15 protein-coding genes and 1 pseudogene are annotated in these 18,816 nt (G+C 36.7%); 4 read left to right on the top strand and 12 right to left on the bottom strand.

Annotated elements, in window-relative coordinates; all coding sequences use genetic code 11:
• Nucleotides 1-18: 18 nt before the first annotated feature.
• The 3 genes from Fsol_RS03680 to ispG all read right to left on the bottom strand — a co-directional run bounded on the left by Fsol_RS03680 (nucleotide 19) and on the right by ispG (nucleotide 3,182).
• Nucleotides 19-1,155 (bottom strand): SAM-dependent methyltransferase, encoded by a 1,137-nt coding sequence (locus Fsol_RS03680; RefSeq protein ID WP_145958140.1) that lies wholly within the window; start codon nucleotides 1,153-1,155, stop codon nucleotides 19-21.
• A 119-nt stretch (nucleotides 1,156-1,274) separates the two neighbouring features.
• Complete coding sequence (gene rplE, locus Fsol_RS03675) at nucleotides 1,275-1,823, bottom strand: 50S ribosomal protein L5 (protein WP_108673531.1); 549 nt, start codon at nucleotides 1,821-1,823, stop codon at nucleotides 1,275-1,277.
• Between the two features lie 129 nt (nucleotides 1,824-1,952).
• A complete protein-coding gene (gene ispG / locus Fsol_RS03670; protein ID WP_108673530.1) occupies nucleotides 1,953-3,182 on the bottom strand; it encodes a flavodoxin-dependent (E)-4-hydroxy-3-methylbut-2-enyl-diphosphate synthase in 1,230 nt (409 codons plus the stop codon).
• A gap of 151 nt (nucleotides 3,183-3,333) precedes the next feature.
• Here ispG and Fsol_RS03665 point away from each other — a divergent pair, with 151 nt between their 5' ends.
• Complete coding sequence (locus Fsol_RS03665) at nucleotides 3,334-5,061, top strand: ribonuclease J (RefSeq protein WP_108673529.1); 1,728 nt, start codon at nucleotides 3,334-3,336, stop codon at nucleotides 5,059-5,061.
• Nucleotides 5,062-5,280: 219 nt separating this feature from the next.
• On the opposite strand, the gene ppdK is transcribed toward Fsol_RS03665, so the two are convergent.
• From ppdK to Fsol_RS03645, 4 genes are all read right to left on the bottom strand, one after another.
• Nucleotides 5,281-7,974, bottom strand: coding sequence for a pyruvate, phosphate dikinase (gene ppdK / locus Fsol_RS03660; RefSeq protein ID WP_108673528.1), 2,694 nt, complete (start codon nucleotides 7,972-7,974; stop codon nucleotides 5,281-5,283).
• Nucleotides 7,975-8,136: 162 nt separating this feature from the next.
• Complete coding sequence (locus tag Fsol_RS03655) at nucleotides 8,137-8,589, bottom strand: ribosome maturation factor RimP (RefSeq protein ID WP_158521652.1); 453 nt, start codon at nucleotides 8,587-8,589, stop codon at nucleotides 8,137-8,139.
• A gap of 82 nt (nucleotides 8,590-8,671) precedes the next feature.
• A complete protein-coding gene (locus tag Fsol_RS03650) occupies nucleotides 8,672-9,253 on the bottom strand; it encodes a Maf family protein (RefSeq protein ID WP_199405094.1) in 582 nt (193 codons plus the stop codon).
• A 2-nt stretch (nucleotides 9,254-9,255) separates the two neighbouring features.
• The gene (locus tag Fsol_RS03645; RefSeq protein ID WP_108673525.1) at nucleotides 9,256-9,666 is read right to left on the bottom strand and encodes a ribosome-binding factor A; all 411 of its coding nucleotides are present in this window, start codon (nucleotides 9,664-9,666) and stop codon (nucleotides 9,256-9,258) included.
• 48 nt (nucleotides 9,667-9,714) lie between these two features.
• On the opposite strand from Fsol_RS03645, the gene Fsol_RS03640 reads away from it, so the two are divergent.
• Nucleotides 9,715-10,191 (top strand): RNA pyrophosphohydrolase, encoded by a 477-nt coding sequence (locus tag Fsol_RS03640; protein ID WP_108673524.1) that lies wholly within the window; start codon nucleotides 9,715-9,717, stop codon nucleotides 10,189-10,191.
• Here the strand turns inward: Fsol_RS03640 and folP are convergent.
• The 4 genes and pseudogenes from folP to Fsol_RS03625 form a co-directional block, all read right to left on the bottom strand.
• On the bottom strand, nucleotides 10,181-11,512 hold the full coding sequence (gene folP, locus Fsol_RS03635; protein ID WP_108673523.1) for a dihydropteroate synthase: 1,332 nt from the start codon (nucleotides 11,510-11,512) through the stop codon (nucleotides 10,181-10,183). The two genes, Fsol_RS03640 and folP, sit on opposite strands and share 11 nt — an antisense overlap.
• A gap of 15 nt (nucleotides 11,513-11,527) precedes the next feature.
• A complete protein-coding gene (ssb, locus tag Fsol_RS03835; RefSeq protein ID WP_410519425.1) occupies nucleotides 11,528-11,947 on the bottom strand; it encodes a single-stranded DNA-binding protein in 420 nt (139 codons plus the stop codon).
• Between the two features lie 66 nt (nucleotides 11,948-12,013).
• Nucleotides 12,014-12,310 (bottom strand): annotated as a pseudogene (locus Fsol_RS03830) (single-stranded DNA-binding protein); the annotation flags it as partial.
• Between the two features lie 82 nt (nucleotides 12,311-12,392).
• Complete coding sequence (locus Fsol_RS03625) at nucleotides 12,393-13,433, bottom strand: pentapeptide repeat-containing protein (protein ID WP_158521651.1); 1,041 nt, start codon at nucleotides 13,431-13,433, stop codon at nucleotides 12,393-12,395.
• 114 nt (nucleotides 13,434-13,547) lie between these two features.
• Here Fsol_RS03625 and Fsol_RS03620 point away from each other — a divergent pair, with 114 nt between their 5' ends.
• Both Fsol_RS03620 and gpmI read left to right on the top strand, forming a co-directional pair.
• Nucleotides 13,548-14,828: a malic enzyme-like NAD(P)-binding protein gene (locus tag Fsol_RS03620; protein WP_108673520.1), complete on the top strand. Its 1,281-nt coding sequence runs from the start codon at nucleotides 13,548-13,550 to the stop codon at nucleotides 14,826-14,828.
• Nucleotides 14,829-14,846: 18 nt separating this feature from the next.
• Nucleotides 14,847-16,394, top strand: a complete 1,548-nt coding sequence (gene gpmI / locus Fsol_RS03615; protein WP_108673519.1) for a 2,3-bisphosphoglycerate-independent phosphoglycerate mutase — start codon at nucleotides 14,847-14,849, stop codon at nucleotides 16,392-16,394.
• A gap of 971 nt (nucleotides 16,395-17,365) precedes the next feature.
• Here the strand turns inward: gpmI and tig are convergent.
• Complete coding sequence (tig, locus tag Fsol_RS03605) at nucleotides 17,366-18,697, bottom strand: trigger factor (RefSeq protein WP_108673517.1); 1,332 nt, start codon at nucleotides 18,695-18,697, stop codon at nucleotides 17,366-17,368.
• Nucleotides 18,698-18,816 lie beyond the last annotated feature (119 nt).

The raw sequence follows: 18,816 nt of genomic DNA, 5'->3' as shown, positions 1-18,816 counted from the left end.
GTATAAAAATATAAAAAATTACTCTGACGAATATCGCTTAAAATTTGTTTTTTGTATCGTAGAATTGGTAACGCTGAGTACTTTAAATGTCTCACCCATTTCTAATTTAGATGTCAGTGTAACGGTATCTAACCACGTTTTCTCGAAATGCTTTGCATGCATATCGGAATTTAGAAATTTATGAAAGGAGTCTTTTGCAACGTCATAAATGCCGTTTGCTTTTAAAAAATCCGCCTGTGTACAGTAAGCTGCTATGCAGTCGCGTCGTGTCGCTATCTTGGTTAAAGAATAAAAATCAACAGTAGCTGATATATCAGCTTCTCCAAGCTGTGTAATAGCATCAAGTAGTGTATGATTTTTTACAAATTTAATGGAATTCGTGTGCTTATATCCTAAGTGTCCATAATCTACAGCAACGAACATACCATCAGAAGATATTACTGCGTCCAGCAGCCTATCCATGTATCTCTCTCTAATCGGAGAAAGCTCGACAATAGTATGTCCATCTTCTGCAATAATTTGCTGAAGAATCTTAGCGCTTCCTCGTATATATTCATCAATGATGTGAATGCTGCATTCAGATGGCGCTTGATATGTTAATTTTAACTCGTTTTCTTTGCGATGTGCATACAATTCAGAAATTTCAGTGCCGACATGAAATTGTTTAACTGGTAACGCATCAAAGAATTCATTGGAGACTATGACTACCGTGGAGTTTGTTTCCTTAGCTATGAACTGTGCTCTTTCCACGATAGCATCGAGATCAAAGAACCATTCTATAGGACAAGAAGGAATAACGTCACTCACATTCTTTTTTTGTATCTCTGCCATGTTTTCACTATGCTCCAGCATGAGTACGGCGGAGACTATAGTAGTGATATCATTATTCGTATAAGCTTGTAGCAAGCGCAGTATGTCACGCATCATCCTCCCAGTGCCTCCACCTAATTCTAGGAGAACGAGTTTTTTTTTCTTGTTTATTGTATGAGACAAAGCTACCTTGCCGAGTATCAAATTGAATATATCACTCACTTCTGGTGCTGTGATGAAGTCCCCTGCGCTGCCAATTACAGCATTCCTGTAGTAGCACTCGTTTGAGAGACTCATAAAACTGTCGAATGCAATGATGTCGTTATGTGCTAATACGAAAGACACGAGAAGGGCTATCTTGAATTATGCGTAACTCTAGGAAGAAATCATCCAAAATGTAAGCGAATTATACTTAAACAGACAAAACAGTCAAGAGTAAAATTAAAGAAAGGTGAAAAAGTACTTTATTTTATAGGAAAGCCAAATTCCAATAAGAGATCCTTTGCTTCTTCATCAGATCTACATGTAGTAACTACAGTAACATTTGCACCTCTTATTTCTTCAACTTTATCGTAATCTATCTCAGGAAAGATAATTTGCTCTTTAACCCCCATTGAAATATTACCACGTCCATCGAATTGCTTTGGAAGGATTCCTTTGAAATCTCTTACGCGAGGAAGTGCGATATTAACAAATCTGTCCAAAAAGTCATACATCATACTTCTTCTAAGGGTGACGAAGCAGCCTAACAGCATTCCCTCTCTTAAGTTAAAACCTGCTATAGAATTCTTGGCTTTTGTCTGACATGGCCTTTGCCCTGCAATAAGCCATAAATCTTCTTTTACCTTTTCTATAAATTTCTGATCATCTCTAAGCTTCTTGGAAGTCATAGAAAGAACAATCTTTGTTATTTTTGGTATACTCATGACGTTAGCGTACTGATACTTCTTCATCATGTTAGACTTGATTGTCGTATTATATCTATCCAACAACCTAGGTACGTAGCTTTTCATATATGTTATAATTACGATAACAACACTTAATTCGATATTAGTATATACTTCACGGCGTGTGGTATTACAAGACAGAATTTATATCAAATAAGAGTATTGATATTGAGTATAAAACTCGCTTGATACTCTCTATTGCAGAGAAGCGACAAAATCTTCAAGAATAGTGATAAATTGTTGATATATTGAGTAATCTTCCGTTTTTCTCAAAACAGCCTTTTTCATACCTTTCACAAAAACTACTGCAAGATCTTCTTCGTTATTTCCAGGCATGCTAATACCTATATCTGCTAATTTACTTTCACCTGGTCCATTTACAATACAGCCCATCACTGCGATCTTTAGCTTGCTAATTTTTTCATCTCCATAGAGCCTTTTCCATTCTTCCATTCTGTCAACGATATACTCATTCACTTGAAAATTTAGTATCTGAAAAGCACTGCTACTTGTACGCCCACATCCTGGACATGAGGTGACAGAAGGTGCGAAACTTCTTATATCAAGTGCTTGTAATATCATTTTTGCGATTTTTACTTCTTCAGTTCGATCGTGAGATGTAGTGGAAACGCGTATTGTATCTCCTATACCGTGATGTAATAGTATACCTAGTGCAGCTGCAGTTTTTACTGCACCGTTTAGACCACTTCCCGCTTCAGTTAGTCCTATATGCAATGGATGCTTTGAATATTTTGATAACTGTCTATATACCCATACGACATCAGGCAAATTACTGACTTTTGCGGATAAAATAATCTGATTTTCCTGCATGCCATACGCTATGGCTTTTTGCGCACTGAATAGTGCAGACTTTACGATAGCTTCTCTTTTTATTTGTTCAATTGACAGATTGTTATTGGTATTTTGTTCAATGAGTTCAGATAATAGCTCTTGTTCTAAGCTTCCACCATTAACGCCAATTCTAATAGGTTTATTAAATTTTCGCGCAATTGTTAGAATTTCTTCGAAATTTTTGTCTCTTTTTCCTTTTATACCAATATTTCCAGGATTGATCCTGTATTTATCTAGTGCTGCAGCGCATTCATGAAATTTATGCAGTAATATATGACCGTTATAGTGAAAACAGCCTACTAATGGAATTTTCGCATACATCTCTTCTTGCATAAGAGAATCTTTTATTGCTGGTACAGCGGCAGCAGCGCTGTCATTATCTACGGTAATTCTCACTATCTCTGCTCCTGAGTCTATAAGCAATTTTATCTGTGCTACAGTGTCTTTAATATTACTAGTAACAGTGTCAGTCATTGATTGTATCGCAATTTTGGCATCTCCTCCTATGACGATATTACCTACTTTTACCGCGCAAGTTTTGGCTTTTACGGTAACGAATTCATTATGATTCACGTTGTTAAAAATAAAGCAGAAATTTTTTGGACTTTATCAATTCTACTTGACTATGTGAAGATATTGTATGTACTGTATCGCTTGATACTATAGCTTAAAGCACTTATGAATTTGACAGTTTGACTGCTTTAAGCGCGATTTAGAAGAGTAAATGTCTGATATGTATTTGGATTTTTCTGCTGGAACTTTTAAAAAGGAGTTCATTATTATACCGATCGGAGGAGTTGGTGAAATAGGTGTGAATTGTACCTTGTACCACTACAATGGTAAGTGGCTTATGGTGGATTGTGGACTCGGCTTTGCAGGGGATGAATTTCCTGGAATAGATGTAATGCTGCCAAAGCCTGATTTTATAGATAAAATCAGAGACGATCTCGTTGGCATTGTACTGACGCATGCGCATGAAGATCATATAGGAGCGTTGCAATACTTATGGGAGTATATGGGCTTTCCTCCACTGTATGCGAGTGAATTCACGTGCTTCGTGCTGAAAAGTAAGTTTAAAGAGCAAGAGATTGCAGAATCGAAAATGGATCTTGTAAGAAAGCTGAATTCTGGAGAAAAAATTACACTTGGCGATTTTTCGATTACGCCTGCGAACGTGACGCATTCGATACCTATGTCGATGATCTTGTTTATCTCATGTAAAGTTGATGAAAAAGAGACTATCGTCTGTCACACTGGAGATTGGAGAATTGAAGAAACTCCTCTAATAGGAGAGAAAACTGATGAAGAGACTATTCGTAAGATGGCTAAAAATGGTATTTTTGCTGTCGTTTCTGACTCTACAAATGTTTTTAATGAGCAACCGCTATTCTCAGAAATTGATCTGCAACAAAGCTTACGCGAGATTATAAGTAGTTGGAAAACTGGTACTATCTTCATTCCTACATTTGCATCTAATATTTCCAGAATGTATTCTGTAGCGCTGATTGCCAAGAGTTTAGGTAAGAAAATGGTCTTAGCAGGGAGATCTTTGATTCGGATGTATGAAGTTGCCTTGAAATGCGGTTACTTGAAAGAGTTCGAGCCATTCATTTTTGTGGAAGATGCATCGAAGTATAAGAGAGAAGAATTAATAGTACTTTGCACTGGATGCCAAGGAGAGAGATTTGCCGTTATCACCGCGATAGCAGGAAAATTTCATCCGTATTTAGACGTATTTAAGGATGATTTAGTAATATTCTCATCAAAAAGAATTCCTGGCAATGAGAAGAAGATAGATGGCGTGATTAATCAACTCATAGAGAAAGGAGTGACAGTCTTTACTGAAAAGAGTCATTTTGTACATGTATCAGGGCATCCATCGAGAGAGGAAATGAGATGGCTGTATACAACGCTTAATTTCCCGCGTCTTGTAATTCCAGTGCATGGTGAGATCTCTCATATGTCTTTACATAAAGAGTTTGTGCAAGATGTAAGTTCTGAAATGGCTAGTGTACTACTAAAGTGCGGACAAGTAGTATCTTTCAACCCAAAGGCAAAAAACAAAGAAGAGCTTATCCATATACTTGGAGATGTAGAGTCTGGATATCTAGCAGTGGATGGTAAAAATCTCATCGCATCTGATAGTATAGTCATCAAGGATAGAAAAGTAATGATGGAGAACGGACTTGTTGTAGTACTGCTGTTCTTGAATAGTAATAATAGAGTTGCAAGAAGACCGTATATCCTCGCACCAGGGCTACTTGATATGGCTGTGCAAGAAGACGTAAAGATCGTATCTACTTTAGTAACAATCGTGAAAGATGTCGTTGAAGATGCATTTAAGAATGGCGTACCATCTGTGATTAGGCCAATAGCGAAGCACGTAGCGAAGTTTTGTAAGAAAGAACTTGGCAAAGTACCTAAAATAGTCGTGCATGTAGAAAACGTATAGTGTGCTCAATCTATCAGTTTTTTTTCTCATCAAGGATTTGTAAAAGAAAGATCTGATAAAGTAATTACGAAGTAAAAACACTTAGAAAGCGCCAATGGTGAGAAAAAGATACCTCAAGAGTGCTGTGAGTTTTACTTGCTTAAGAATGCATTTCGCTGGTATATTAGCTTTCTTTTTGACGTTACTGTGCTTTAACACATTCTCTTAGCGCATACTGATTTATTGATGTTGTTCTTTTGTACTACAATATTGCGCCGATAGCAGCTTTGTAATTGGTATTCTATGAGGTGAGCACGATAAGTAGTCTACTCCTAATCCAAGGAAAAAATTCACCGCTTCTTTTTCAGCGCAATGTTCACCGCATACACTTACAACGATATTAGGATTTGCCACGCGCACCTTTTTTATTGCTATTCTCATCAATTCACCTACTCCTTCGATATCGAATTTATTAAATGGACTATCTGAGAAAACACCATTTTCTATATAAGATTCTTCAAATTTAGAAGAATCATCTCGTGACATACCATATGTCATTTGAGTCAGATCATTAGTACCAAAACTAATAAAATCGGATATTCGTGCTATTCTATCAGCGATAATAGCTGCTCTTGGTAACTCTATCATTGCACCTAATTTTATTGCATAAGCGCTATGTTCAACATCGTGTAATATTTCACTTATTTGTGCGCGAATCATCTGAAAAATCACCATCAATTCTTTTTCATCAAACACAAATGGCACCATTATTCCAATATTAGGAAATATGTTACGCTGTACAGCGCTTTTAATTGCGCTACAAATGGCGATGATTTGCGATACATATATGTCGGGGTATGTGATGCCGAGTCTGCAGCCACGATTACCCATCATAGGATTATTCTCACGTGTATTTTCTACTATAGCATCTAATTCTATTGCAGAATACTTATGAGCATTATAAGCGAGAAATGCATTTTTTTCCGCTTCTGAGTGAGGTAAGAATTCGTGTATTGGTGGATCTAATAATCTGATTGTCACTTTATTACCATTCATTAAACTCATTATGAGAAGAAAATCATCTTTTTGGCATTCTATTAACTTTTGCAAATGCTGTTTTCTGAGAGTGATATCTTTTTCGAGAATGACGCTTTGTACGATAGGAATTCTTTCTTCGCCAAAAAACATGTGTTCTGTTCTGCATAATCCTATTCCTTCAGCGCCGAAGTGAATTGCAGTTTTAATATCGTCTTCTGTTTCTGCATTAGCATATACACCTGTGGTTTTGATCTTATTCGCCAGTGCGAGTATGTACCAAAAATCATCGTCTAATTTAGGCGCGATAGTTTTCACTACACCTTTAATAACATCACCTGTAGTACCGTTTATTGTGATCTCACTACCCTCGAATAATATTTGCTCGCCGAATACCACTTTTTTATCTTCTTCTATGATGGTGAAATCAGCTGCACATACACACGGCTTACCCATGCCACGTGCTACAACTGCAGCATGAGAAGTCATGCCTCCTTTAGCTGTTAAAATACCAGCAGAAACATTCATGCCTAATATATCATCAGGAGAAGTTTGTTTTCTGACTAAGATAACATTTCCATGCTTGCTTAGTACTTCCGCTTGTTTTGTAGAAAATGCTATAACACCGGAAGCAACACCTGGAGAAGCTGGCAGGCCTTTGGAAAGAATTTCGAAATTATGTTTTTCATCATCGATTACAGGATGCATTACGTTCTGAAGATCTTCTACTGTTAGCTTATTTAAAATGCTTATTGTTGTACTGTCAGAATTACAGCTTCTTATTGTTTGAGAAGCTATTTTAATTGCGGCATTACTGGAGCGTTTTCCATTACGTGTTTGTAAAATCCAAAGTACTCCATTTTCTACGGTAAATTCTATATCCTGCATATCATTATAATGACAATCAAGTTTCTTACAAATCTCCTCCAATTCTTGAAACAGCTTGGATTCTCTTTCTTCAAAAGATAGCTGTTCATTACTGCGCTTTGATGAAGATGTAAGAGGGCATGCATTATAGTATCCTGATACTACATCTTCTCCTTGTGCATTTTCTAGATATTCTCCGAAAAGTGCATTTTCTCCAGTAGACGGATTTCTAGAAAACACTACTCCTGTATAACTTTTGCTATTAAAATTACCGAATACCATCATTTGGATGTTTACCGCTGTACCGATATCATGCGGTATGTGATGTATATTTCTATAATGGCATGCTCTATCGTTATTCCAAGAGCGAAAAACTGCCTCTACAGAGGAAAATAACTGCGTCCAACAATCTTGTGGAAATTCAAATCCTCTTTCTGTTTTATACAATTTTTTATAATCTTCTATGATGAATTTCAAAGCTTCTATCTTAGAAGGATGTTTTGATAGACGAGAATGATTTAAATCCTCGAAAGCATTTCTTGGTATGTTTAGTACAACGTTACCATACATTTCAAGTAATCTCTTATAAGTATCATATATAAAAACAGATTCTCCGTATTGCTTTACATAACTTTCTACTGTTTCATCATTTAATCCTACATTTAGCACTGTCTCCATCATACCAGGCATTGAAAAAGGTGCGCCTGAACGTACTGATAGCAATAATGGAGTATGAGATGATTGCGCGAAAGGTTTATTACAAAATGCACTTAATTCATTTACTGCCTCTACAAGATTAGTTTTTACTGTATGAGGTAATTCAAAATCGATGTCGGCGAAATTTTGAGCATATTTCTTATATACTTCAGTTGTAATTGTGAATCCATATGGTACTTTAATGCCTAATTTATGCATTTCGTACAATTTTTGCCCTTTTCCACCTAATAAAAAACGTTCTTCAGTTAACAAGTGCTTTTCTGTAGATTGACTCAGAGAACATGAAACGGAAGATTCGTAAAATTTTCTTATCATCTTTAAGTATAACTCTTTACGTATTAAGCGTTGAAGCTGATTATTTATCAGACAAGAACATTTATTATCTCACAAATAGCGGCATATAATCTGACGTCATTGTACTACGCGAGGCGTGCATAATCAATGATACGCGCGATCAAATCAATGATGTGTATTACGTTACTTCTTTGTTTTCCATGGGATATATACCAGTATAATGTCTGATATATTGTCAAATGGTACGTTAATTTCTGCAGAATTGTACTGTATTGTTATTGCTGTATCGGTAAGTTTTAAAAGCTCTCCTTCCAATTTTTTCAATTTTGATCTGTTTTGATCGATGATACTTCGATAGAGCTTCACGCTTACTCTTTTACCAATAGCGCGTAATAAATCTTTTTCTCTCGTGAGAGGTTTTTCTACTCCGCATGAGCTAACATCGTAGCTATAATTTGCAGGAGAAAAGTTTTGTTCATGTAGTAATATTGCGTTTCCTTGGTATAGTAGCGGCTTTATATATCTTGCTATTTCAGCAGTTTCATCTATCGATATCGCTTCTCCTGTCACTCTCTCTACCAGTATTTCTACATGCGTATTATTTCCTATTCTAATGCGGACTATTTCATAATTCATACTCAATAGTGCTGCCGAGAGAATGTTGAAAATTATTTCCTCTGATCTGAGCTTGAAAATAGCATTATACTGCATTTTGCATTTATATATTATAATTAGGGAAAACGCCAAATGACGATAATAGACAATACGTCTCGTAAAGTGGTAAGCCTGCAACATTTGTGTACGTACTACCGCTACTCCAAGATATAAAACTTGCTGCTATTCCTTGAATACCATATCCTCCAGCTTTTCCGTACCATTCTCTAGAAGCTAAGTAAGCATTTTTCTCTCGCATAGATAACGGCTTGAATTTTAGAGTAGTGCATGAATTTTTCTCTCTTTTTATACCTGCTTTTATACAACAAACACCAGTATAGACTTTAACTCTTTTTCCCGACCACGCATTCATGCATAAAACTGCTTCTTCTTGGGTTAAAGCTTTTGGTAAAATGCGACCTCCAACGGTAGTGACGGTATCAGCGCCTAGCACAATACAATTACTATGTCTTTCAAAGACAATTGATGCTTTTTGTGATGCGAGTCTCGTAGCTAGTTTTAGCGGCTTTTCTCCTTTGAATCCTGTTTCATCTATGTCAGGGGAATCCACTATATCAGGTATATATCCCATTTGTTTCAGTAAAGCGATTCTGAATGGAGATGAGGAAGCAAGTACTAAAGTCATGATCAATTTGATAATGAACGTATTACCACATCAATCTCGTGCAATGCATCGATAGAATGATCTCTCTTAAAATATAATTGAGGTACATAGCGCATACTCATTGCTGCGCATATTTTTGAGCGTATGAAATGCTTCGCATTTTCAAAATTTTTCAGCAATAAATCGTAAGGTGCAGAATTGCCATTTTCCTTACTATCTTTAGAATTCAGGAAATTATTGATGTGTACAAAAACACTCGCGTTTTTTAGATCTCTGCTGATGTTACTGCCGGTAATTGTAACTTCCTCTCCAGATATTCCATATTCTAGCAGTTCTCCACGTACTGCCAAAAGTGCTATTTCATTTCGTATTGCTTTGGCAAGCATTGCTTGTCTGTTCGATGGCGCTTGCCCTTTAAAATAGTGATTGTACATACGTTACTTCTTAAGTATCGTTGATATTTATATAGAGTTAAAGTTTAAATGTACAGACTCGGTGTTGGTGCTATAATAGTAAAGAGCAATATTGGAGTATGGCAGGGAAAGAGAATTGACAATATAAATGGATGGCAATTGCCGCAAGGAGGGATAGAAGAGAACGAAAACCCGGAAGAGGCAGTACTTAGAGAGGTATATGAAGAGACGGGGATTAAGAATGTGGAGATGATAGGTAATAATGATGTGTGGTATCAGTATGATTTTCCAAAAGAAGTAAGAGAAAAAGTATGGAACGGATGTTATGTTGGACAAAAGCAAAGATGGTTTGTACTTAGATTTTATGGTACTGATGAAGAAATTGATATACTAAAAGAGCCAGTAGAATTTTCTGCTTGGAGGTGGTGCAGTGTAAAGTCTGTTATAGAAGATGTAGTGTCTTTTAAACGTTGTGCTTACGAAAAATTCATTCGAGATTATAACCATGTCATTTCTGACATCATAAACATCACTGTTAGCGAGTGATCATGTCGCGTGTGACGCATGCGCGATGCGTATCAGTGACATTATGCACTCTCAAGTAGTCAACGTACTGCGCTATGGAGGCTGATATTATAGCAGTTTCAAGATCCCTGTTGATAGGAAGCTGAGACGAAATAGCATTGATATACGATTTGCGTGAGTGTCCTATGAGAATAGCACAGTCTTCCGCGATAGCATCTCTGAAGTTTCTTAATTTCCTCAGTAATTCAAGATTCTGATAATGCGTTTTGCCGAATCCTATTCCAACGTCTAAAATCAAATCAGAAGCTGCAATGCCGTTTGTTACCGCGCTATTCACAACAAATTCACTCCATTTTGCAATAGATTGTACAACATCGGTATTTACAGGTAGAACAGCAGTATATGACGGAGGTACGGATATTGAATGCATTACGATAAATTTCGTTTTATACTGCGCTAATGCGCGTATTTCATGTGGCTGAAAGTGCCATTGCACAAGATTAATGTAGGAAATAGTGTTGGAATATTTTTGCAAAATGCGTTCTATTACATCGAAATTGTAGCTATCAATGCTTATTTTGACGCTGCTACTTGCATTGCTGATTGCAGATAGCGTGATATCTAATTGCGTATATTCTTCTTCAGATGATAATTTTACCGCTCCTGGTCTAGTAGATTCTGCCCCTATATCAATTATAGAAGCGCCAGCATTTTCGAGAGAAGCGAAGTGCGATACAGCTTTTTCTGCAGTATTGTATAATCCTCCGTCGGAGAATGAGTCTTTTGTGACATTTAGTATTCCTACAATTTCCGGATATATAGTGAAGCTCCTGTAATTGCCGAGATTTTGTACGGCATTAATAGAGTGCGCAATCTCTACAAATGTTTTAGTTGTATGTGAGAAATTATCAGAAAAGACTAATGTAGGCTCTAGAATGGCAAGTAAATGTATTAAAAACGGTCGATTTAAAATTTCCGGATGAGGTAAGGTGAGAAATGGTGTGCTACTTACTGTATGAGGCGTGGTGAGTAATATATCAATATCGATGATTCTTGGTGCCCATTTTAATTTTTTTTCTGTTCTACCGAGTTTTTTTTCTATTTTTTGAAATTGCTTCAGAAGTTGTGTAAGTGTGATATCAGTTGTAAATGAAGCGACTGCATTAAGGTAAGGGGTGTTCTTCCATTCAGAAGGGCTATTCGGTAAAAGTATAGGCGAAGTTTCTATACAACAAGTATGTTTTATGTCCGATAGCCCTAATTGTTTTAATTCATCTAACGCTTTCCTGATATTGGATATTCTACATCCGATGTTAGAGCCAAGAGAGACGTATACCTTCATTGCAAGTAGTCAGTGCTAAAATGGCACTTCATCACTACCTTCGTCATGAAAATGTTCTCTTTTGTCCATAGACATAGAATCAGTACTACTTAGTAGAATGAGTTCTCCGCGGAATCTAGGTAATACGACTTCTGTGACGTTTCTCTCAGCGTTAGAAGAGTCAAGCCATCTTCTGTTTTGTATATGCCCTTCAATTGCTATTTTACGTCCTTTGCGTACGTATTTTTCCACAACATCTATCAAACGCTCATTGAACACGACTACTCTATGCCACTCAGTTTTTTCTCGAATCTCATTAGTGCTTTTATCTCTCCAAATCTCTGATGTAGCAATAGGAAATGATGCAATTTTTACTTCCTTTATACCATCTTTGTCCTGCGATGTACGAATCTCCGGATCCTTACCGATATTTCCTACCAATAACACTTTATTCATGTACTCTATGTTGCTTGCGCTTGCGCCTAAATCGATCAGCTCACTTTTGAACTTTGGAAGTACTATTTCTGTCATATATTTTTCTACCACAATACCATTTACTTCTTCGCTTAGCTTTCTTGTTTGAAGTTGCCCTTCAAGAAAGACGTTGTGATCCTTTCTGACGGAATTTCGTACTGCTTCTAACCCTTTCTCGTTAAATATTACGATTTTATGCTCTTCACTCTTTTCTTTCATTTCGTTGGTGCTTTTATCTCGCCAACACTCGGATGTTAAGAGAGGAAATGATGCAAAAGTACTATCGCCTCTATCAGTCAATTTTGGTTCTTCTAATACTCTTCCAACAAAAATTACCTTATTCATTGAACCGGCCATTTCTTCGCAACACTTAAATTTAAATACGATGCTAGAATACAAAAACGATCATGATTGTAAAGAAAAATTATTAATTTACGCTTGTAATTTTGGTGAGATTGATAGAATTACCGTTACCATCACACGTAATTGTACTTGCATGAGTTTGCGCAGAAATATAGTTATTAGTGCATGTAGAGCAAATTACGGAAGAACTGTTCATTATAAACTCCTTCATAATAGAGGAAATAATCTGAGTTTGTTGCATTTGCGAGTCTTTTACCGATATATCTGATAGTTCGGATAATGCGAATTTTGGATTTAGTAATTTAGAATTTGTGATAATGCACCCAACTAATGAAGAACTGTTTACGGATAGATCTGAGCTTGAAGAATCTTTAATTTGAAGTAATGTCAGATTTGCAGAAGCGAATGTTGTAGATGATAGTTTAGAAGAGTTAAATTTTACATTTGAGAGTGCGACGTTTGAAAAAACGACATTTTGAACATCGGAAGATGCAAAGAGTGCTTTTTCTATTTTACCTCCTTTGATTGCAACGTTAGTAAAAAGTACCTTTGGAAGAAAAAGCTTTTCGAAGAAGCACGTCTGAAAATTTGAATTTGTTATCTGCGCATCTTCAAATTTTATATCTTGAAATCTTGTAGAAGTAGCAGTGAATTGATCCATTATAACATTTCTCATGTTACTGCTTGATATTATGCTATCATAAAACTTAGCACCGCTAAAATTTGCATTTTTCAAGAAAGTGCGATCGAAAATGCAATTATGAAATTCAGCATTGCTAAAATTTGTATTAAACAAACTAGCTTGAGAGAAATTGACATCGAAAAACTTTGAATTCGAATAATTTGCTTTATCGCTGAATGAACCGAAGAAATTCACCTTTTTGAAGGTACTGTTCGAAAAGTCGATACTGTCAATGTTACTATTACTAAGATCAAGACCATCAATCTGAAGGTTATTCATCTTTTTGTCAAAATCTGTTGAGATATTCATACTATATCCAAGTTCTCTATTAGTCTTGACATATTCAGTCAATTTTTTCTCTATACTTTGGGCTATTTTGGTAGTGATAGGTGGCTGAGAGTGTGCTGCATTAAACGCAGTCATTATCGACGAAATTGACAATATAAAGTAAAGCGTAATGCTTCTTCTAATTGCTTTCATGAATTTTTTATTGTAAAGCGTTGGCACAGAATTGATGATATAAGACTTTGCTGAAAAATGCAAAAAACTACGAATTCCACGCTTTATGAAGCTGCTTTAGAGTTTCATAAGATACCAAGACCTGGTAAGACAGGACTAGAGTTAACGAAGCGAATGGTTACAAAAGCTGACTTATCTCTTGCTTATTCTCCAGGAGTAGCTGCGCCATGTACAGAAATACAAAATAATCCTGAAGCTGCTTATAAGTATACTGCAAAGGGTAATAGTGTAGCGGTAATTAGTAATGGTACCGCTGTGCTTGGATTAGGTAATATAGGTGCACTAGCTTCGAAACCGGTGATGGAAGGGAAGGCATGTTTGCTGAAGAGATTTAGCAATATTGACGGAGTAGACATCGAGGTAGATGAAAATAGTATAGAAGGTTTTGTAAGCATTGTAAGAGCGATAGGAAATACCTGGGGAGGCATCAATCTCGAGGATATAAAAGCGCCTGAGTGCTTCGTAATAGAGGAAATGTTATCGAATTTACTTGATATTCCAGTATTTCATGACGATCAACATGGTACCGCCGTAGTGATATTGGCAGGGCTGATTAATGCTTTATCTCTTGTGAGAAAGCGAAAAGAAGATGTGAAAATCGTGATAAATGGCGCAGGTAGTGCAGCGATTGCGTCTGCATATTTACTCGAGAGTTTTGGCTTTAGCAGGGAAAAGATCGTTATGTGTGATAGCAAAGGAGTAATACATAGAGGACGTGATGATTTAAATGAATGGAAAAAGCATTTTGCATTACCTGTAAGCATAACAGTACGTACTTTAACAGATGCTGCAATAGGTGCAGATGTGTTAATAGGCTGTTCTGTAGCTGGAGCATTTTCCAGTGCTATGATCAAGAACATGGCGCCCGATCCAATAGTATTCGCTTTAGCAAATCCCGAGCCAGAAATAAGACCGGAAGACGCGCAAGCGGTGAGAAATGATGTTATCATAGGAACAGGGCGTAGTGATTACACGAATCAGATTAATAATGTTTTAGGATTTCCATACATTTTTAGAGGCGCTTTAGATGTAAGAGCTACAAAGATTACAACTCGCATGAAATTAAATGCTGCGCACGCGATAGCAATGGTGGCTACTCAGAGTCCTGAATATGGAAAAAATCACATAGTACCATCACCATTCAACGAAGAGATGCTAAGAGCGGTATCGTATGCTGTAGCAAGTGCTGCTATTTCTGATGGAGTTGCTAAGATAGCGGATTTTGATTTAAGTACTTATAACCAACGCTTGAATGAACTCAGAGATATGCTGAAGAGGAAGTTCAATGATGGCGAATAAGAAATTTTATATGCGAGGATGAGTAAAGGCGTTGTATTATGTATACTAGATGGTTTTGGAATCTCTCATAAGCATCGTCTTTCTTTGCCCTTATTTCCTATACAAGAGAAATGCAATCCGCTGAGTATTGCTAAAGTGCCGTACTTGAATCATCTGTTTAGTACTAGAGAATACACTCTTCTGCATGCAAGTGGAGAGCATGTTGGAGTACAGCAAGGAGTGATGGGCAATTCTGAAGTAGGACATACCACCATTGGCGCGGGAAATGTGGTAAAGCAAGTAGGTGTGAGAGTAGAGGAGTTTATCTCGCAAGATGGTATGAATTCGTCTGCGATATTTACTCAGCTTAAAGCGAAGCATATGCATAATTCTATTACCGATTGCCACGTAATTGGTATACTTTCAGATGCGAAAGTGCATGGTAGTATCTATCATACATTAGCAATAGCAGAGTATCTCGCAAAGAATCAGTGTAATGTGGTGTTGCATCTTGTGACGGATGGTAGAGATTCGAAGAGAGATGAAGGATTAAAAATGATAAAATTCGTCTACATTCTATGTAGTAAGTTTAATAATATTAGAATAGGCACTTTAGCGGGACGGTACTACGCTATGGATAGAGATAATAGATGGAATAGAACGGAACAGTACTGCAAAGCTTTGCTTTATGGAAAACAGTGTGAGAGTTTTGATTCTGCAATGAGGAAATTAGAAGAATCATATGAAGTAGGCATTACGGATGAATTTGTAGTGCCATGCGCTAATGTGAATTATAATGGTGTCAAGAATGGAGATTCTATAATTATTACGAATTATAGAATTGATAGAATTCGACAGTTAATGCAGCTTATATCAGAGCGGCATATCGCTGAAAACATAGATATCAATATGAAGATATGTTTTGCACCACTCAGTGCCGACGGTAAGAATTTCGACTTTATTACGCCAATAAATAGAGAATCTGTCACTAATACTATAGGGCATATAATGCAAGAGCATAAAATACCACAGCTTAGAATTTCGGAAACTGAAAAGTATGCACATGTTACATATTTTCTCAATTGTGGAAGAGAGACACCTTATGCGCTGGAAGAGAGGATACTTATACCATCGCCTAAAGTGCCTACATATGATTTAAAGCCGGAAATGTCCGCATATGAAGTGACGCGCGTATTAAGTGATTCATTGATGAGAGGTGAATATGGATTCGTATGCGTAAACTATCCAAATTTAGATATGGTTGGACATACAGGTAATTTTCAAGCAGCAGTGAGAGCGTGCGAAGTGATAGATCATTGCTTGCGAGAGCTAGTTGATGTATGTACGAGAAATGAGTATGAGATGCTTGTGTGTTCGGATCACGGCAATATCGAGGAAATGCTTTTTAGTAATGAAGAGATTAATACTCAACATACCACCAATGTTGTGCCGCTTTGCTATGTCGGTAATAGAGCGATTACTTTTAAAAAACAAGAGCTAGGATTGGCAAATATAGCAAATACTGTATTAGAGTTGCTGCATTTACCAAGTGAATTAAGGATGAGAGAATCGTGTATCAGAAAATAAGCAATGTAATGCTGTATCACGTTTGTGATGTGTACTGAGAAAATATCTGAAATCGAGGAAGTTCAAACTCCTATTTATAGAGAAGTATTATTCTCCATAGTGCTGCTACTGCTGTGGTGTGCTGTGATGTACTGTATGTGAGAAGTTCGATCCTTACGCTTGTGTATTCGCATCCCATGTTTGCATAGAACATCTAAGTAGTATTTCGAAATAGAGAAGTATTATTCTCCATAGTGCTGTTACTGCTGTGGTGTGCTGTGATGTACTGTATGTGAGAAGTTCGATCCTTACGCTTGTGTATTCGCATCCCATGTTTGTATAGAACATCTAAGCAGTATTTCGAAATAGAGAAGTATTATTCTCCATAGCGCTGCTACTGTTGTAGTGTGCCGTATATGTGAGAAGTTAGATCCATACGTTTGTGTATTCGCATCCCATGTTTGTATAGAACATCTAAGCAGCATTTCGAAATAGAGAAGCGTTATTCTCCATAGCGCTGTTACTGTTGTGGTGCGATGTACTGTATGTGAGAAGTTCGATTCTTACGCTTGTGTATTCGCATCCCATGTTTGCATAGAACATCTAAGCAGTATTTCGAAATAGAGAAGTATTATTCTCCATAGCGCTGTTACTGTTGTGGTGCGATGTACTATATGTGAGAAGTTCGATTCTTACGCTTGTGTATTCGCATCCCATGTTTGTATGAAACATCAACAGCATTTTCGACCTATAACAAATACTCCACTTTTTGCGATTTGCAGAAAGCAAGAAGAATGCGGAAATTGTAGGAAAAACCTCATTTCCGACAAGCGCTATAAACACACCTCAAAAAGCATACATACTTTCATCCGCCATGCACTTACTGCAGAAACTGAGAAGGAAAAAAGCAAGCTTCAGCAATATAAGGCAGTACGACCTACTGCCGATAATACATTACTCTATCTAATCAATATATGTGAAAACAGCGTATATTATATCATCTCATTTTCGTAATTTTTGATCTCCTTAAACGATATCTGCTTATAAGAAGCAGCGTTCGTAAGTGTCATCATAAAATCTACGACTTTTTGTTCAAGGATCGATGCTTTTATTCTCGTTCTATACGTAGGATCTGTTTCCATTTCCTTAAATTTTTGTGCAGACTGAGGATAATCTTTCAACACTTGTTCCATTTTTTCCTTCATTTCTTCTTCGCTTACTGCTAAATGTTTTTCTCTAACGACAGCGCCGATAATGATGCTAACTTTTAGCATGTTTTTTACTGCTTTATCCAATCCTTCTTCTCCATCTTTAGCGAGAATTGCTTCTTTATATTCACTTACTATATTATCCTTTTCCTTTGCTATCATTTCTGCGGAAGGTTTAAAATCCAATGAATCAGCGCAGAAATCAAGGAGTCTTTTCTTATTGATGAGAGAGATGATGTTATCGTATCTTCTCATGATATCAGTTTGTAGCATCGCTCTAAACTCCTGTACATTAGAGAAGCCCATCTGCGTTGCAAATGCATCATCTAAATGCGATTCTTCCTGTACTGATAGTACTGAAGTGACGGTAATGTGGTATCGTACTTTTTTCCCTTTAATTTGCGGATCGTGATAGTCCATAGGAAATGTGCCTTCAAATAAGTGTACATCTCCTGTTCTTAATCCGATTAAACTATCTTCAAAGCCCGGGACGACGAAATAATTATCGCCTATTTTCAAGCTTACTCCTGTACCTGATAGGCCATCGAAATCTATTTCTTCTTTATCTCTCATCAACTTACCAGTCAAATCGAGGACTACTGTATCACCTTTCTTAGCTTTATAATCTTTGTCTTGTGGCACTTCTTTTGCGAGTTGTCGTACGATCGTTTGCTCAGCTTCGCTTGTATCGATTGCTTCGCTTTTATCTAGGGATAAAAATTCTATTTTTTTATCATGCAGCATTTTCTTTACATCCACTTTTATCGGTACGGTACCTGTTACCTTTACAGTTACTCCATCTTGCTTCATTTCAACCAACTCTATTCTAGAATCTCTAGATGAGGTATCGATTTCGCCTTTATCATGCAATTGATTGATACCCTCTGCTATCAATTCTCTGATATACTGACTTGTCACGCCTTCAATTTCTTTTTTTCGCACCATAGCCAATGGCACTTTACCTTCTCGAAAACCGTGTAATTTGTAATTTTGCGATAATTCAAGTATCTTGTTCTCTATATTTTTATTCATTTCACTGTCAGTTACAGTGATTTTATATTCCACTTCCACTCCATTAGAATGGAGTTTTTCGAATTCGAAATTAGTGCTTTTCATATTAGTTAAAGCTACATTTATTTTCTATAAGAGTAGGTGATTACCTTACGATAGTCAACATATGTGTTATATCTCATAGCGGTATATGCTATGCTAACGGAAGTGTTGGATTATATTGA

This window comes from Candidatus Fokinia solitaria (genome assembly GCF_003072485.1).
In the GTDB taxonomy this organism is placed as follows: domain Bacteria; phylum Pseudomonadota; class Alphaproteobacteria; order Rickettsiales; family Midichloriaceae; genus Fokinia; species Fokinia solitaria.
The sequence above is the reverse complement of the archived record's forward strand: the minus strand, read 5'-3'. Positions and strand labels throughout refer to the sequence as shown.